This is a genomic window from Wolbachia endosymbiont of Onchocerca volvulus str. Cameroon (genome assembly GCF_000530755.1).
Classification (GTDB): domain Bacteria; phylum Pseudomonadota; class Alphaproteobacteria; order Rickettsiales; family Anaplasmataceae; genus Wolbachia.
In genome coordinates, this window is the sequence record NZ_HG810405.1 from 800413 (window position 1) to 816464 (window position 16052).

Annotated in this window: 9 protein-coding genes and 2 tRNA genes; 6 read left to right on the plus strand and 5 right to left on the minus strand. The window is 32.1% G+C overall.

Annotated elements, in window-relative coordinates:
- Nucleotides 1–89 precede the first annotated feature (89 nt).
- Both WOVOC_RS03370 and nuoF read left to right on the plus strand, forming a co-directional pair.
- Complete coding sequence (locus tag WOVOC_RS03370; protein WP_025264305.1) at nt 90–1724, plus strand: ribonuclease J; 1635 nt, start codon at nt 90–92, stop codon at nt 1722–1724.
- A gap of 2366 nt (nt 1725–4090) precedes the next feature.
- The gene (nuoF, locus tag WOVOC_RS03375) at nt 4091–5392 is read left to right on the plus strand and encodes an NADH-quinone oxidoreductase subunit NuoF (RefSeq protein ID WP_025264306.1); all 1302 of its coding nucleotides are present in this window, start codon (nt 4091–4093) and stop codon (nt 5390–5392) included.
- A 506-nt stretch (nt 5393–5898) separates the two neighbouring features.
- On the opposite strand, the gene nth is transcribed toward nuoF, so the two are convergent.
- Together nth and icd are read right to left on the minus strand one after the other, a co-directional pair.
- Nucleotides 5899–6540 (minus strand): endonuclease III, encoded by a 642-nt coding sequence (nth, locus tag WOVOC_RS03380; RefSeq protein ID WP_025264307.1) that lies wholly within the window; start codon nt 6538–6540, stop codon nt 5899–5901.
- A gap of 1262 nt (nt 6541–7802) precedes the next feature.
- On the minus strand, nt 7803–9227 hold the full coding sequence (icd, locus tag WOVOC_RS03385) for an isocitrate dehydrogenase (protein ID WP_025264308.1): 1425 nt from the start codon (nt 9225–9227) through the stop codon (nt 7803–7805).
- A gap of 1589 nt (nt 9228–10816) precedes the next feature.
- On the opposite strand from icd, the gene WOVOC_RS04680 reads away from it, so the two are divergent.
- The 4 genes from WOVOC_RS04680 to WOVOC_RS04955 all read left to right on the plus strand — a co-directional run bounded on the left by WOVOC_RS04680 (nt 10817) and on the right by WOVOC_RS04955 (nt 12696).
- Nucleotides 10817–11014 (plus strand): hypothetical protein, encoded by a 198-nt coding sequence (locus WOVOC_RS04680; protein WP_198642983.1) that lies wholly within the window; start codon nt 10817–10819, stop codon nt 11012–11014.
- Nucleotides 11015–11726: 712 nt separating this feature from the next.
- Nucleotides 11727–11800: transfer RNA gene (locus WOVOC_RS03410), tRNA-Pro, on the plus strand.
- 329 nt (nt 11801–12129) lie between these two features.
- On the plus strand, nt 12130–12417 hold the full coding sequence (locus WOVOC_RS04565; protein WP_155981152.1) for an MDR/zinc-dependent alcohol dehydrogenase-like family protein: 288 nt from the start codon (nt 12130–12132) through the stop codon (nt 12415–12417).
- Between the two features lie 78 nt (nt 12418–12495).
- Complete coding sequence (locus WOVOC_RS04955) at nt 12496–12696, plus strand: hypothetical protein (RefSeq protein ID WP_369665130.1); 201 nt, start codon at nt 12496–12498, stop codon at nt 12694–12696.
- Nucleotides 12697–12932: 236 nt separating this feature from the next.
- Here WOVOC_RS04955 and WOVOC_RS03420 read toward each other — a convergent pair whose 3' ends face one another.
- From WOVOC_RS03420 to trxA, 3 genes are all read right to left on the minus strand, one after another.
- Complete coding sequence (locus tag WOVOC_RS03420) at nt 12933–14849, minus strand: ATP-dependent helicase (protein ID WP_025264311.1); 1917 nt, start codon at nt 14847–14849, stop codon at nt 12933–12935.
- A gap of 700 nt (nt 14850–15549) precedes the next feature.
- A tRNA-Ile gene (locus tag WOVOC_RS03425) sits at nt 15550–15623 on the minus strand.
- Between the two features lie 41 nt (nt 15624–15664).
- Nucleotides 15665–15988 carry a thioredoxin gene (gene trxA / locus WOVOC_RS03430; RefSeq protein ID WP_025264312.1) on the minus strand — a complete coding sequence of 108 codons (324 nt, stop codon included), beginning with the start codon at nt 15986–15988 and terminating at the stop codon, nt 15665–15667.
- Between the last annotated feature and the right edge of the window lie 64 nt (nt 15989–16052).

The window sequence follows — 16052 nt, forward strand, 5'->3', positions numbered from 1 at the left end:
CAAATTTTCTGCTAGTTATATAAAAATAACAAACTCCTTTATTTAGAACTGAAGTTTTGGTATCTTCACATTTTAACAATTCAAAATTAATGAATATAAATAAAAATGAATTTCTATTTCTTCCACTTGGAGGAGTAGGCAGGATTGGAATGAACGTTAGCCTATATCATTGCCAAGGTAAGTGGATTATGATTGATCTTGGTATTGGTTTTGCTGACGAAACCATGCCAGGCATCGAGCTACTCATTGCTGACGTAAGCTTTATTTCCCAAAGAAAAAAGGATTTACTCGGAATAATAATTACACATGCACATGAAGATCACTGCGGAGCAGTGCCTTATTTATGGAAAGAACTACAATGTCCTATATATGCAACAAATTTTACAGTTAACTTCCTCAAAGAGAAACTAAAGGAGTTTCAATTAAAAAGTATTGTACCTGTGAAAGAAGTAAATATAAATGGTAGCATAAATTTAGGTCCTTTCACCGTTGAGTTTATAAATATAACTCATTCAATTCCTGAAGCACACTCAATACTAATTAGCACTAATGTGGGTAGTGCATTCCATACTAGCGATTGGAAATTTGATCCAAAACCTGTTGTTGGGCTAACCTCTAACATAGTTCGTTTAAAAGAGATTGGCGATAAAGGTAACCTACTTGCAGCAATTTGTGATTCAACAAACATATTAAGTAGACATGATCCTAAGTCAGAAGGTGAAATTTACAATAATATCTATAACATAATAAGACGGTCTAAAAGGTTAGTAATCGTGTCACTCTTCGCTTCAAATGTGGCGCGAATCGAAACAATAAGCCAGGCTGCAAAGGTACTGAATAGAAAAGTGGTTTTGCTTGGTAGATCTTTATGGAGAATAGTAAAAGTTGCACAAAACAGTGGTCATTTAATCGATTCTGTTCAGTTCTTCGAAGCAAAAGATGTGGTAGATTCGCCAAGGGAAAAGTTACTATTAATTTGTACCGGCTGCCAAGGTGAGCCAATGTCAGCAACTTCAAAACTTGCCTACAATAAGCATCATTCATTTAAAATGCAACAAGGTGACACAATGATCCTTTCATCAAAAATCATCCCTGGAAATGAAACTCGTACACATAATATGCTCAATGCTTTTATTGAGATGGGAGTGGAAGTTGTCACCGAAAAAACAGAGAATATTCATGCTTCTGGGCATCCAATGAAAGCAGAACTAAAGGAGATGTATTCTTTGATAAAGCCTAAAATATCTATTCCAGTTCATGGTGAGTATATTCACACTCATGCACATGTAAAATTTGCAAAAGAGTGTGGTGTGGAAAAAGCAATAATGATTGCACCAGGCGATATTATTAACTTAGAGAACGGGGAAAAAGTTGATTCAATTGATGTTGATTATTTCGGTATTGATGGCATATTACTACGTTATCCAGAGAGTAATGTCATAAAAATGCGTAAGAGGATGAGGGATGCAGGAGCCATTGTAGTAACAGCAGTTGTTAACAGAAAAAATAAATTACTTGCTAAGCCAAAAGTGTTTACACCTGGCATTTTTGAAGCAACAGAAGATGCAGCTATCATACAGAGAATCATAAAAGCGGTTGAATCAGCGTTTAGTTTACAGTCGACAAAAAAAATAAGAAGTAAGATTGAGAGCTCAATATTTAGCATCCTAAAGGAATATTTACTAAAAAGACCTATAATTAAAGTCCAAATAGAACAGATATAAAACAAATGAAGCAACTAGTTAAAACTAATATCACTTCTTTAGTTGTTTTTGCCTTATTTTGCTAAAGCTGCTTTATACGGGCATAAAAAACAATGCTAGTAAGCACCGGCCTATTGTATCCAAGTGTACATGCAAACAAGGTCTAGAAAGCAAGTTAAAAGAAAATATTACAAAAGAGAATGATACATTAGTTACAATCAATTTAAGCAATGTATCAGACCATCATTTCATTTATTTGATACATTATAAAAAGGGAGTCGTTAACTCATTCGACCATTTTTCTAGCAAAAGACTGGAGAAAAAATTAATTATCTTATTCCAGACATAATATATAATAAATTAATTAGCAAGAACATTTAAATATAAAGATAACATACATATTACTGAAGAAAAAGACAGTGACTATAGGTCTATATATAAAATAATTATTACAAATCAAGAATGAGAGTGATGTAAAAATATTTAACAAACAGCGATAAATCTGTGCCTACACCTGGGTTTCCACTAAATGGAAAGGATATCGTTTACATCTCATACCTGATAGTAGAGGGTATATAACGTTGAAGAATCTGAAAGATGATACTGAGCTAATAGTTAGTATGTTCGAGGTAGTTATCTTTGCTCTAAAATTTTCTCCTAATTAAATCTAGTTTAATCTCTCCTTTATCCAATGGTAAAACCAATATAACATATTATCTTTAGGCTTAAACAGTAAGTGTACAAAAAAACTACTAGAAGTTCAGAACTATAAACACTTCTTTTTTTTTATTCAGATCAGAAATATATGGTCTTTAGTTTTTATGTAAGTGAAAGTCAGCAATGATATACCATTTATTTTGCTAAAAAAGTAAAAAACCGAGGAGAATTAGTTTTGGAAACAAGAAATATACCACTATACCTACTTAGTCTTAAAAAGGAAATTCTATAAAGCCTTTATGAAAATTCAATCAAGAAAATTTTATATAGAGCTTATAAAGCTAGATGGCAAAAAAATATTTCCCTGAGAGAAGCATAAAATTGAATATCCAGGTAGCTACCAAATAGCAGGAGAATTCTCTTCATAAAAACAGAATTACTTAAACGAGTCTAAGACATATTTAGTCAATTTAGCAAAGAAAAATTACAAAATAATCTCTACCCACAAATGCCTATCTATATTAGACTAGCCTTATTTTGAACTATTAGTTGCTGGTTCAACTTCCTCGGAAAAAGTGGAAGATTTCAATAGTAATGAAGAATGGTGTGATAATATTAGCCATTTACCTTTTTGTCTCACCTGCAAATTAATATGTAACAAGCACATAACTCTTTTTTACCTTTCAACTTAAAAGTATATAAACATGTATTAACAGTCTTATTACATCCCAATGCTTATAATGTATGATTCAACTTCCACAGTTGGACGTCCAGCTAAGAAACTTTTAAAGTAGTCAACACGCTAAGCATTGGTTGTTCTAAGGTTAAAGAATAGAGTAGACAGCAGTATTATATCATCAGTATAATTAACATTAACCTTATAAGTACTCTAATTCTTAGTGAATCACTACAACGATTAAACAGCACTTTTATATCTTAATCATTAGCTCTAACACAATTTCCACTCTTATTAAAAATTTGAATTATATTCGCTAAGAACATAACACTTAGTAACAAATTCGATACTAAAATAACTACTTTCCTAGATATTCCATTCTCTACATATCACTCTATATACATAAATTAAAAGTATTAACCTATAGCGCAAAAGTTAAAACAACTACAAAAGCAAAAAGATTATTGAAAGCCCCTGTTTACCTTTGAGCAACATTATCGAACAGACACACATTCTCTCACTGTGTTAGGTTTCGATATTGATATCAGTGTCTATTGCAATAGAGGAGAATTGCCATTTTATAGCTGTTTCTATGTTAAAAATATTTTCTGAAGGTCCTTTTTTTGTTCTCTTCTAAAATCCTTACTGTAGTAGGTACTTGGTACTTGTATAGCAGTCTCTTTTGAAACAGTAGTACCCTTTCACTTTTTAAGTTTTTTTACAATAGCTTTTCCTATTTTCTTGGATGCTTTCATGACATCTTCTTCTTTCTATCAAAACTTATCAAGCGAGTTGTGTAGTAGCTGAAACAAGAAATCGTAGAGTTAGAAAATTTAGTTGAAACAAGCGACAACAAAAAATCTTCTACTAACTCAATTAAATCTCATTTAACATACTTACTTTAATTTTTATTGTAAATTTTAACATGGTGTGTATCCTCAAATAAATTAGTAATAACAAAATGCATTCTATACGGTTAGTTTTATCAAATTAACAAGCAAATACGAGTGGTTTCGTTTTTAGCATTATTGTCCACTTGGAGTCTTAAATAGTCATGTTGAAGGAACAAGATAAAATATTTACGAACTTAAATGGTAAAGAAACCCCACTGCTCAAAGACGCAAAAAAACGTGGTAGTTGGCAAAAAACAAAAGAAATATTAGATTTAGGATCTGAAAAGATTATTGATGAGGTAAAAAAATCTGGCTTAAGAGGGCGAGGAGGTGCAGGATTCTTTACTGGCCTTAAGTGGAGTTTTATGCCAAAAAATCCTTCAAAAGGACAACCGGTATATCTAGTAGTCAATGCAGATGAATCAGAACCTGGTACATGTAAAGACAGAGGTATATTAAGGTATGAGCCACACAAATTACTTGAAGGAATTCTCTTTGCTGGCAAAGCGATCAACGCATCAGCTGCATATATTTATATCAGAGGTGAATTTTACAACGAGTATTTAGTTTTAAAAAAAGCACTTGAGGAAGCCTACAAAGAAGGTCTGATTGGGGAAAATGCCTGCAAATCAGGTTATGATCTTGATATATTTATCCATAGGGGTGCAGGAGCTTACATATGCGGAGAAGAAACAGCTCAACTTGAATCAATCGAAGGGAAAAAAGGCTTTCCTCGTATAAAGCCTCCATTTCCTGCAGATATTGGACTTTTTGGTTGCCCAACTACAATAAACAACGTTGAAACTATAGCTATGGTTCCAGACATTTTGCGTCGCGGAGGAGAATGGTTTATGTCCCTTGGCAAACCCAATAATACTGGCACTAAGATCTTTAGTATTTCAGGACATGTAAATAACCCGTGCAATGTTGAAGAAGAGCTTGGAATCCCACTACGTGAATTAATTGAAAGATATGCAGGTGGAGTGCAAGGAGGCTGGAATAATTTACTTGCTGTGATACCTGGTGGATCTTCAATGCCGTTAATTCCAAAGTTTATATGCGACACTATTGAAATGGATTTCGATTCACTAAGAGCCGTACAATCAGGACTTGGTACTGCCGCTGTAATAGTGATGGATAAATCGACTGACGTAATAGCTGCAATAGAAAGGTTATCACACTTCTATATGCACGAATCGTGTGGGCAATGTACACCATGTCGCGAAGGCACCGGATGGATATGGAGAATCATGAAAAGGATGGTAACAGGAGAAATTAAGCCCGGTGAAATAGATAAGTTACTCGATCTTACAACTCAAATAGAAGGGCATACAATTTGCGCATTTGGTGATGCTGCAGCTTGGCCAGTTCAAGGATTAATAAGACATTTTCGTCATTTAATTGAAAAGAGAGCACAATTTAGTAGAAGTTGTATAGGAATATGTAGTTACGAAATAAATTAGATACAAAAATTACTTAATAAATTTTATCATTTCCCTTGTCAAAGTAGTAAAAATATTCAGTTATCTTCAATCTGTACATGTCAAATGATAAAAGTATCAAGTAGCTAGCGTTTCATGCATAATTTTTTATGCTACATGTAGCTTGTATCTTTATTAACTTTGCTCCTAGGTTTTCAGGTTGAAGCGCACTTATAAGTCGTTTAAAACAATATAAAATACCAATTTACAGAATTAGAGAGCTGGGGCAATTATCTACACAATTTCTTTAATTTTTCTTACTTAGCAAATTTTCTAAATATAAAGCAATCCATGTATAAAACATTTATTTTTGTAATAAGCAGTGTTATTCCAGTACGTGATCTAGAACCTAGTCTTTATTATGTAGCTACTTGGTTAAAATCAAGTTCTCTGGATATTAGTGTCTGACTGCTTGAGATGATACTTTTCGAACATGATTTAAATTATAATATTTCTAAGGTTATACTAAAATGACAAAAGAAAAGATACTAGACCTTCTTACACCTTTTGCCATCAAATTCGCACAAATCATGAATTATGCACGCATCACACAATGGTTTTTGTGCTTTACAAGTATATCTACCATGCAAAACTAGCCAATGATGAGCATAGAACAGACATTTCTTTGGAACTATATTTAAAAGAGACTGCTCTGTTTTAAACACATCTTTTTCTTTCACAAGCCCAATTCTATTACTTACTCTAAAAACGTGAGTGTCAACTGCTAATGTCGGAATGCCAAGCCCCGAATTTAAGAACACATTAGCGCTCTTTCTTCCTACTCCTGGTAAAGATAGCAAATCATTAAAATTTACAGGAACTTTACTATTGTACCGCTCAATCAATATTTTGCTGAGCTTAATTATGTTTTTTGCTTTAGAATTATATAAACCGATGCTACTTATGTGTTTCTTTAGTTCACTCTGCCCAAGATTTAGTATTTTCTCTGGCGAATCAGCAATACTAAACAGTTCTTCTGTAACTTTGTTAACACTCCTATCAGCTGTCCGTGCTGATAAAATTATCGCAGTCAGCAACGTAAAGTGATTAGTATAATTTAGCTCTACTTTCGGTGTAGGGTTTGATTGGCTAAATCTTTCAAATACCAATTTTACTTTTTTCGGATCCATTCATAGAGCTAAAAGCTTATGCTACATTGTTTACCATATAAATTCAATTACCTAAAATCTAAACTGCTGTTTAGTGTTAACACTAGATAGGAACAATGTTTACTTCATCGAAACCTTCCAGCTAACTTACTAGTCACCTCCACAAAAAAACTTTTTAACAATAAATATAATCGATATTAATATCGATGTGAATCGCATACTATTTCAATAGATCAGTTTCTTTTAAACTCTATCTTTTCGAGAAAACAAGAAACCAGAATTTCAATTATTACTGCCAATACAAACAAAGAAATAAGTATACTTATATCTACAGTTAATCTACTAGTAATAAAGTTCGCTGCCTAGCTAATAGCTCATTTTATTCTTGAATGCATTGTAGAAACTACACAATTCTTACACTTTTTCATAAACAAATCAGAAGCTTAATTAATAAATGATATTAAACGCTACCATCTACCATAAAAATAGTAATACTTGTAATAGTTAATAGAGCTAAAGGTAAAACACTAAAGTCTGAATAAATAGCAAAGATTCCGTTTTACGAGTTTTAATACCTAATACTTTTCTACCTTAATTACACTCTTACCTTTTTCTAAGAGAATTAATATGTTAAATAATTGCATGCCTAGCTTCTTTGCTTGGTACTGATTTAGTTTTTATACTAACCTTTTAACCTTTATTACTTCCTCGAAATAACGCAATCCTAGATCTTGCGAAACTTTCTCCATTCTAACGATAAGTCAACTACATTTCTCAAGTCCTTCCTAAATCAGAGGTCTTTACTTTTCAACATAGACATTAATTCTGTGTGATTTCTTGCAACTACCTCTTCCAGTAATACTTAATTTCTTAAATATCTCTTTCCTATAATGAAACTGACACGTTGCTAAATGTCCTTCACTTTCAGCATTAACACTAACTTTAACACAAGGACTTTACGAAACTCTACAAAAGGCTAATACATTTTTCCAACTCTCAATAAGATTTATAAATTTAACCAAATCTACCCTTCCCCTCCTTTATCAGGATAATTTATAACACCAGTATTTTATATTACCCCTAGAAACTAACAAAAACTTGATAGCCTTCACCTACAACTTACCGAGCTTTTATTCCTAATACATTAAAACAAAAAACCACACCATCAACCTCTAGCTAATTTAACTTAAAAATATCAACTTACTACTATATCTATCCTATACAAACACTAGGGTACTTAAGTGTAGTACACTTAAACAGTATACGCAAGTGGTTAATAATCACTAAACAAAAAAACCTTCTTTCCTATCATATAAATACAACTTATCCATTCTTACCACGTCAAAACTGTTTTCTTCGAGTTTGATTAGTAAGTCATTTACATCGTTGTTTGTAACAGTTTTCTTCTCATTATTTACAATAAACCTACAGGTTACTTGATCGCTTGAAGACTTTGAACTTCCTGGCCAAATTGCAAGCCCTTTTGAATATATTGTTATAACCTTTAGATTGCTTGACTCAAATAACTTAACTAGTTGATCAAAATCTGCTGATTTATTCCAGGCAAGCGTTACATCGCTACCAACTAATTTTCTCACTTTGTAGTTCTGCTCATAGTCATATCGTATACTCACTTTACTATCACCTAAATTACTACTGATTATAAATTCAGGCAATATCTTAGGCTTTTTCCCCAAATTATTTACAACAGCCTCTGCAAATTCTTTTGTACCAACTTTCCGTTTGCTCTTCTCCTTATACAAATCAGCAGTATGTATTCCATCTTCCAAAGTCTTTAACCATGCATTATAAATTAGTTTTGCAGCATCTACTTGATTTACGTAAATTAACATATATACCGCAGCATTTAAAAGCCCAGAAGGATTAGCTAAGTTCTTTCCTGCAATATCAGGAGCAGAGCCGTGAACCGCTTCAAACATTGCGTATTCACTACCTATATTACTACCACCAACTAACCCAATAGAACCTAAAATTTGGGCCATTATATCTGATAATATATCTCCATACAAGTTCCCAGTTACTATAACATCAAAATTCCCAGGTTCAGTGGCAACACGCGCCATTCCAATATCAACTACATAATGTTCTGCCTTTATATCTTGGTACTTCTCTGCAATGCGATTAAATGCTGCGCGGAAAGTGCCATCAGTCATTTTCATTATGTTATCTTTAGTTAAGCAAGTCACTTTTTTTCTATTATGCTTTTTTGCATATTCAAAAGCATATCTGCATATCCTCTCTGAACCGGATCTAGTAATAATTTTAGTGCATTGGAAAGAATTACCAGTAAGTCTATGCTCTATCCCCATATAAACGTCTTCCTCATTTTCGCGTATTATAACGGTGTCAAACTTACCAAATTTATTTTCTATAATAGGATGATACGAAATGCACGGTCTGATGTTCGCGTATAGTCCAAGATTTTTTCTAAGTGCAACATTTAAACTTCTGTGTCCCTTACCTTGAGGAGTTGTTATCGGAGACTTAAGTAACACCTTTGTCCTTTCAATAGATTTCCAGCCACTTGGAGAAATTCCGTTAGACCATTTCTTATCATAAACAAGTTTTCCTATTTCAATAACATCCACCGAGATCTTTGCTCCTGCTTCACACAATATCAACAGCACCGCTTCCATAATTTCTGGCCCGATACCGTCGCCATATGCAACTGTAATTGGTGTTGACATAACTTCCCTGATATTAAAATGATTTAATGTTAATCTAAATAATAGAGCAGCACAAGTGATCGATACTACCGAAATTAGCATATTCATAGTTATTCAATAACATGTTTTTATAAGTATACAGTTATATTACAAAAGTAGGATTATGGATACTGAAGTAAATGTTAAAGTAAATCATATAGGTTTCATAAGGAATACTATAGCAGAAATACTCAACTTTTTGATATCCTTCCCTGACTTTATCTACGCATATTCATCTATACATCATTAGATGATTTGGATTACTTTCATTTTCTGCTTCATCTACACTACCATAACACAATCTTCTACATCTTTATAATTGAGCTAATTTCATTTTAGTTTATGCTACTTAATTAATATAAATAAACATTCTATGATAAATTTACAAACACAGTAGTGATAGATTACAAGCCTAATTAATACTTTACGTGCTATAAAAGTGTAAACCTTAATAATATCTTTATCATCATATAAGATAGCTAAATTAACATTTACAAACTTACGATATGGTACACATAGTTTAGAAAAGTAAAGCTCACTAGTTTACGTACGTACAAAATTGGAGTCCAACACTACAAAGCCATATTTATCTATATATTAGCCTGTTCAATGATCTTATTGAGTTTTTCTATTACCTATACTGAAAAAGAAACCTGTAAAGATATAAGAAGCCTTTAATAATATTGCTAAGTATATAAAAGCAAAAACATAAAGATTTTGAAATTATTGAAAGAAAAATGATAAACTTAATATCAAAATTACACAAAATTCTAGTAATAATTTCAGCACATACTCTACCTTATAAAGAGCAAAAAGCTCCTTTAAGTCCGGAGATGACGAAGCATCTATTCCTTTTTCCTTACCAGGCCACTACAAAATTTCTTTATCATAAAATGCTTTAATCGGACTAGAAAACATTTATTACTCTAATAAAGAATTTTTGATAACAGTCTCAATATAACAACGATCTAGCGTTAAGTGAAAAAATGCTGAAATTGTATGATATACACAAAAACTGTACTCTCCTATTAGAAAATCTAGATCTGATCTATATAAAGAAGGAAAATCATACACACATCAAGAAATATATGATAGCTATAATTTCTCTTAACCGAGATAATATTTTTTATGTCTATAATTTAGCTATTACTCTAGACAAGCTTTCAGATTTCAAAATGCTACAACATTCTATTTAAAGATATTAAATATGACAACAAATTCAAAAGATATAAATGAAAAAACACCCATACCTAATGTAGAGGCAAGAGCAAAATTTATAAAACTTTATAAAGATACTTAACAACTCCGTAATTTTAACATTATCTCAACTATTCTAGACAAAATATCATAAAATTTAAGAAAAAGTTAATCATTATAAGGTAGCTTCTTTCCAAGAAGACAATACAGTAAGGTATAAATGATAGTACCAAAGATAACTTACCAACCCGAGCCACCAAATAGAACAACAAAAGAATTATTAAAATTTATTCTAAATCTCTTTAATGCATTAGACAAACTATTTTCATCTGTTAAAAAGAAAGGAATACCTGCCAAAAATACTGAGATCCAATTTGCAGACAATAAACATATTCATGCTAAAACAAGATGGTTTTGAAAATGATAATCAACTAAGCAGCTGCTATACTCTAGTAGCCAAAGAGCTTAGAGAAAAATCAATCGACTCACCACGTATATATGCTACTCAAGTAAACCCTGCTACAAAACAAGAGATCAAAAATAAAATGACAAATATATTTATGAAGGAATAAATTTCTCAAAGAAGAATAAGCACATCCACAAAGAAATAGATCCTTCTAAAAGAAATAACAATTTGTTTAAGTAGAGATTATCCCAATTAGAAAATATGCAATACAACAAGAGCCTATATATGCTAAAATCTCTGTGATAAAGGACGTAAGCTAGCTATATATTAGCACAAGAAAGATCAATTATTCAACCAAAGCAAATTCCACTGTAAAAAGATTGGAAAAGAAAGTAAAATCCATAAAAGCTAATTTTAACATTTACCATGGATAAGTAAAAGGCAGAAAAAACAACGGAAAGAAAAAAATAAACAAATAAATATAAATCAGAAACTAATACAATAACAGGTTAACAAAGAGGAGTTGTAGACTACATCACTAGAAAAACTGTTGGCACTAATGTAAAAAAGGTAAAAAATATGAATAAGGTTATGATTTTAACACAAAAATAGAACAATTAAGAGTAGAGCTTAGAATTCTCAACTCTAAAAAGAGAATTCAATTTATGTTAAATAAAGAATAATAGGAAATTATCGATACACCACTTTAATTGGGTAGTTCACGAGAGTATTAAAAATAAGAGTAGTTATTTTCTTATTAAGAAGAGTCAAAAGATGCAAACTATTATAATGAAGTATATTTTTACAAAGCAAATGCTTTTTGGTAAGTAAATCAACCTTGCATTTTATCTAGTTATTGATATTCTGAATAAAGAAATCGGGGCATGGCGCAGTCTGGTAGCGCATTTGGTTTGGGACCAAAGGGTCGGGAGTTCAAATCTCTCTGCCCCGATCCTCTATGTTGGTTTTGATACGTTTCAAAAACTCTGTCAATAGACTAAATTAATTAGTACATGCATTACCTTTTTTATATATCAACGTTTAACTTTATGCTACCAACTACTAATGCATATCTTACAGTATACATTTCTAAATAATTTTAGAAAATATTGGTTATTAGATAACATAATCAAAAATTTTTTCTTGATGTTCACTATGGTTAAAGCTGTACAAATTAAAAGAACTAGAGAAATAAAAGTATTAGAATTTGTTAATAGTAGGTATAAGTGAGCCAAAGGATGAAGAAGCTTAGTACGTCCGTTAGCGCTTGGAGTGGAAGCAGTGGAAGTTGTCGAAAAGCTTGGTAAGAAAATAAGCAATGACTTACAGATTGGAGATAGGGTTGGGTACTGCACAGCTCCAACAGGGCCATATTGTGAGAAACGTGTTATACACCAGAAATATTTGATAAAGATTCCAGATGAAATACCGGATGAAATTGTACCCATAGTATTACTCAAAGGCATGATAGCTCACCATTTAATTAACCAATCCTATAAAATAAAACCTGGCACCGCTGTGCTTGTACGTGGAGTTAATGGTGGATTAGGGCAGATAATATGTCAATGAGCAAATGATAAAAAATGAGTAGTAATAGGTTCTATAAGCTCTGACGAAAAAATAAAGATAGCTTTACAAAATGGCTGCATATATGCAATAAATTATCATGATAAAAACTTTGTTTCTAAGATTATGGAGATTACGCAAAACAAAGGAGTATGTGCAGTGCATGATCCTATAGGCTATCCTACACAGCAAACTTTTTTTCGAGTCTTTAGGAAAGTTTGGCATATATGTTTCTATGGACAAATATCAGGCAATGTTTCGATTAGCTCTCCCTTTACTTAGTTCACGTTCATTATTTGCTACTGGAACATCAATATATCATCATAAGCACAACAGACTCACCCTAGTGCTCACTTGCAGCGGAAATCTTTGAGATGATAAGGAAGAAACTTTTGACTGTATAAGGATTAACAAAAAGTACAAATTCGATAAAATAATAGAAGCTTATTTTGATATGGAGAACAGAAAAGCAAGTGGATTAAATATTACAAAAATCTCTTAAGCAAATTTTGCCTACTTTAGCAGTAAGCAATGTTACTCTTAATTATCTCAATATTCTCCCTTGGTAGTTCCTTGATAAATCGCGAAGTATACATTGATTGCCACTGGTTATTCATTTCCCTTCTACCTGCACATGAAATAATTAACCTTTCTTTTGCTCTAGTTATTCCGACATATGCAAGTCTTCTTTCTTCCTCTAAAGCTCTACCACTTTTATCTTCAAAGGATCTTTGATGCGGAAATAATCCTTCTTCCCAGCCAGGTAAAAACACGCATGGAAACTCAAGTCCTTTAGCTGCATGAAGAGTCATAACATATACAGTGTCATCACCACTCATATTATCGACTTCCGTCACCAAACTTACATGCTCCAAGAAAGTTGTGATATTATCAAAGTTTTTTAAAGATGAAATAAGTTCTTTAACGTTTTCTATCCGAGTTAAACCTATCACTTCCTCATTTTCAAGCATTTCCATATACCCTGATTGATCTGCTACGATTTTAACAAATTTATGCAATGGCTTTACGCTTACTATCTTTTTCCAAGCTTCAATTTTACTTAAAAAATCATTGAGTGAGAGCTTAATCCTTCCAATTACTTGATTGCTATCGACTAGTACTCTTGCTGCCCCAAAAAAAGAAGTCTTGTTATCTTGAGCAATCGTATATATCTTTTTTAGAGTTGTAGTTCCTATACTCCGCTTTGGCCGATTTACAATCCTTTCAAAAGCCAAGTCATCATTGATGTTCACAACGAGTCTTAAATATGCAATTATATCTCTGATTTCCTGACGTTCATAGAACTTTACACCGCTTATAATCTTATAGGGAATTGAATACTTTATAAAATATTCTTCCAGGATTCTAGTTTGAAAAATAGCTCTTACCAGGACCGCAATGTCACTAAATCTATATTTGTTGAGTTTTAATATCTGTTCACTTATGAACCTTGCTTCAGCCTTACCATCCCATAATTTTATTAGATTTACCTTTTCCCCTTCAGTATTTGTTGTCCATAATTTTTTTTCTAAGCGGGTTTTGTTATGATTAATAATATATGACGCAGTCGCAAGTATGTGGGATGTCGATCTGTAGTTACACTCCAATTTAACGGTTTTTGCATTTTTAAAATCGTTAGAAAATTTCAAAATATTTTCAACTTCTGCACCACGCCAACTGTATATTGACTGATCGTCATCTCCTACACAACAAATATTCGAATGTCCTTTTGCTAAATATTTCAGCCAAAGATATTGTATTACATTTGTATCTTGATACTCATCTACCACAATATATTTGAACTTGTTTTGGTAGTAGGATAGAGTTTCAGCCTCTTGATCAAAAAGTTGTATGTTGTACAATAATAGATCACCAAAATCAACAGAGTTAAGGAACTTCAACCTTTCTTGATATTGGTTATAAACTTTAAGTGCAGTTACATATAAAGGTCTAAGTGATTGAATGCTCCCCACTTCAGACGGCAACAAGCACTTTTCTTTCCATTGCTGAATAACACTCATGACGGTCTTACATTTCTCTAAGAAGTAGTCGGGGTTTATTTCATTAATAATATTTTTTATTACCTGTAATTGATCATCCATACCAATAATTGTGAAATTAGAGTTTAAACCCACAATTTCAGCATGACGGCGCAAAATTTTTGCTGCAATAGCATGAAAGGTACCAAGCCATGGTATATTTACACCTGTAAGCTCAAGCACTCTCGATACCATTTCATTTGCAGCTTTGTTAGTAAATGTAACCGCTAATATCCCATTAGAACTAGCGTAACCATTTCTAATTATATGTGCTATTCTTGAAGTAATGGTTCTCGTTTTTCCTGTCCCAGCTCCCGCCAATATCAAAATTGGCCCATCTACATTAGTTACAGCTAATCGTTGTTCTGGATTCAGCAGTGAGAGATAATCGCCCATTTGCAGTTCTATAGATTACAACCTCTTAAAATTAAACCTATGATCCAAATATTGTAAAGGCTTTATTGGATATAACAGTAAGAAATATACTATTCAACAAATAATATATAATGAAAACGCTCGAATTTAGCTATTTTTGTTCTAGTGGTATCAGGTGTACATCGAGCTAAGGTAACTTAATCTAAACTAAAACTTCTATTTGTCAGTTAGGCAGGTAGAACTTTGAATGGCTTAAATGTAAAGTTCAATTCCCGCATTTCTATTTTTTCAACTTTAATAAGAAGCTCAAAAGCATAGTAGTTATACGCTGCAGGTTATTTGATAAGATTCTTATATGTTTTTAACTAAGTTTCAATATTATACTATAAAATAATAAGCTTTTTCTCAAAACTCTTTCCATGATTTACTTAAACTAGTTGATGTGTTACTAAAGTAAATTACCATATAAATTCTCATGGCGTATTAATAACTTTCTTAACCTAGACTATCTTATATATTATAGTCTAAAAAAAACAAATATATAACTATACTTTAAGCTACATTAACTAACAATACATTATACATAGGTAACAATCTATAAAACTATCATGATAAGTCAACCTCACTATTTGTATTATATAAAGTTTTTGCTTTAAACTTACTTTAGCAGCAAAAACCATTAAAGAACATCAATAAAGGTGTTGTTGCGTATATGCTACGGTGGGATTGGTAGGACTCGAACCTACGACCAATTCGTTATGAGCGAACTGCTCTAACCAACTGAGCTACAATCCCATTCATTAGGATTTATAATACACACAAAAATAAACTTATCATCACCTTATCTCACTATCAATCCAACTTGATAAATCATTTATTGTACCAGTTTTACGTGCAATTTCTTTACCATCTTGAAATATGATTAATGTAGGTATAGATTGAATTCCCCATTTACTTGGAACCTCAGTTCCTTCACCTACATTGAACTTGCAGACCTTGATTTTGCCTGTTCTATCTCGGGCTAATTGTTCAATACGTGGCATTAAACTTTTACATGGTCTACACCACTCAGCCCAAAAATCTACTAATACAAACCCTTTATAGTCAGTGACCTCAAACTTAAAACTTTGATCATCTACTGATGTAATATTACCATTCATAAAATACTTAACTTAATTCATACAATATAACGCACTTGCCAGTAACTAATCAATTAAATTGTTA

What these genes read in the sequence shown, in the direction of transcription:
- WOVOC_RS03370 (WP_025264305.1), top strand. Translation starts at nt 90, where the DNA reads ATGAATATAAATAAAAATGAATTTCTATTTCTTCCACTTGGAGGAGTA.
- nuoF (WP_025264306.1), top strand. Translation starts at nt 4,091, where the DNA reads ATGTTGAAGGAACAAGATAAAATATTTACGAACTTAAATGGTAAAGAA.
- nth (WP_025264307.1), bottom strand. Translation starts at nt 6,540, where the DNA reads ATGGATCCGAAAAAAGTAAAATTGGTATTTGAAAGATTTAGCCAATCA.
- icd (WP_025264308.1), bottom strand. Translation starts at nt 9,227, where the DNA reads ATGTCAACACCAATTACAGTTGCATATGGCGACGGTATCGGGCCAGAA.
- WOVOC_RS03420 (WP_025264311.1), bottom strand. Translation starts at nt 14,849, where the DNA reads ATGGGCGATTATCTCTCACTGCTGAATCCAGAACAACGATTAGCTGTA.
- trxA (WP_025264312.1), bottom strand. Translation starts at nt 15,988, where the DNA reads ATGAATGGTAATATTACATCAGTAGATGATCAAAGTTTTAAGTTTGAG.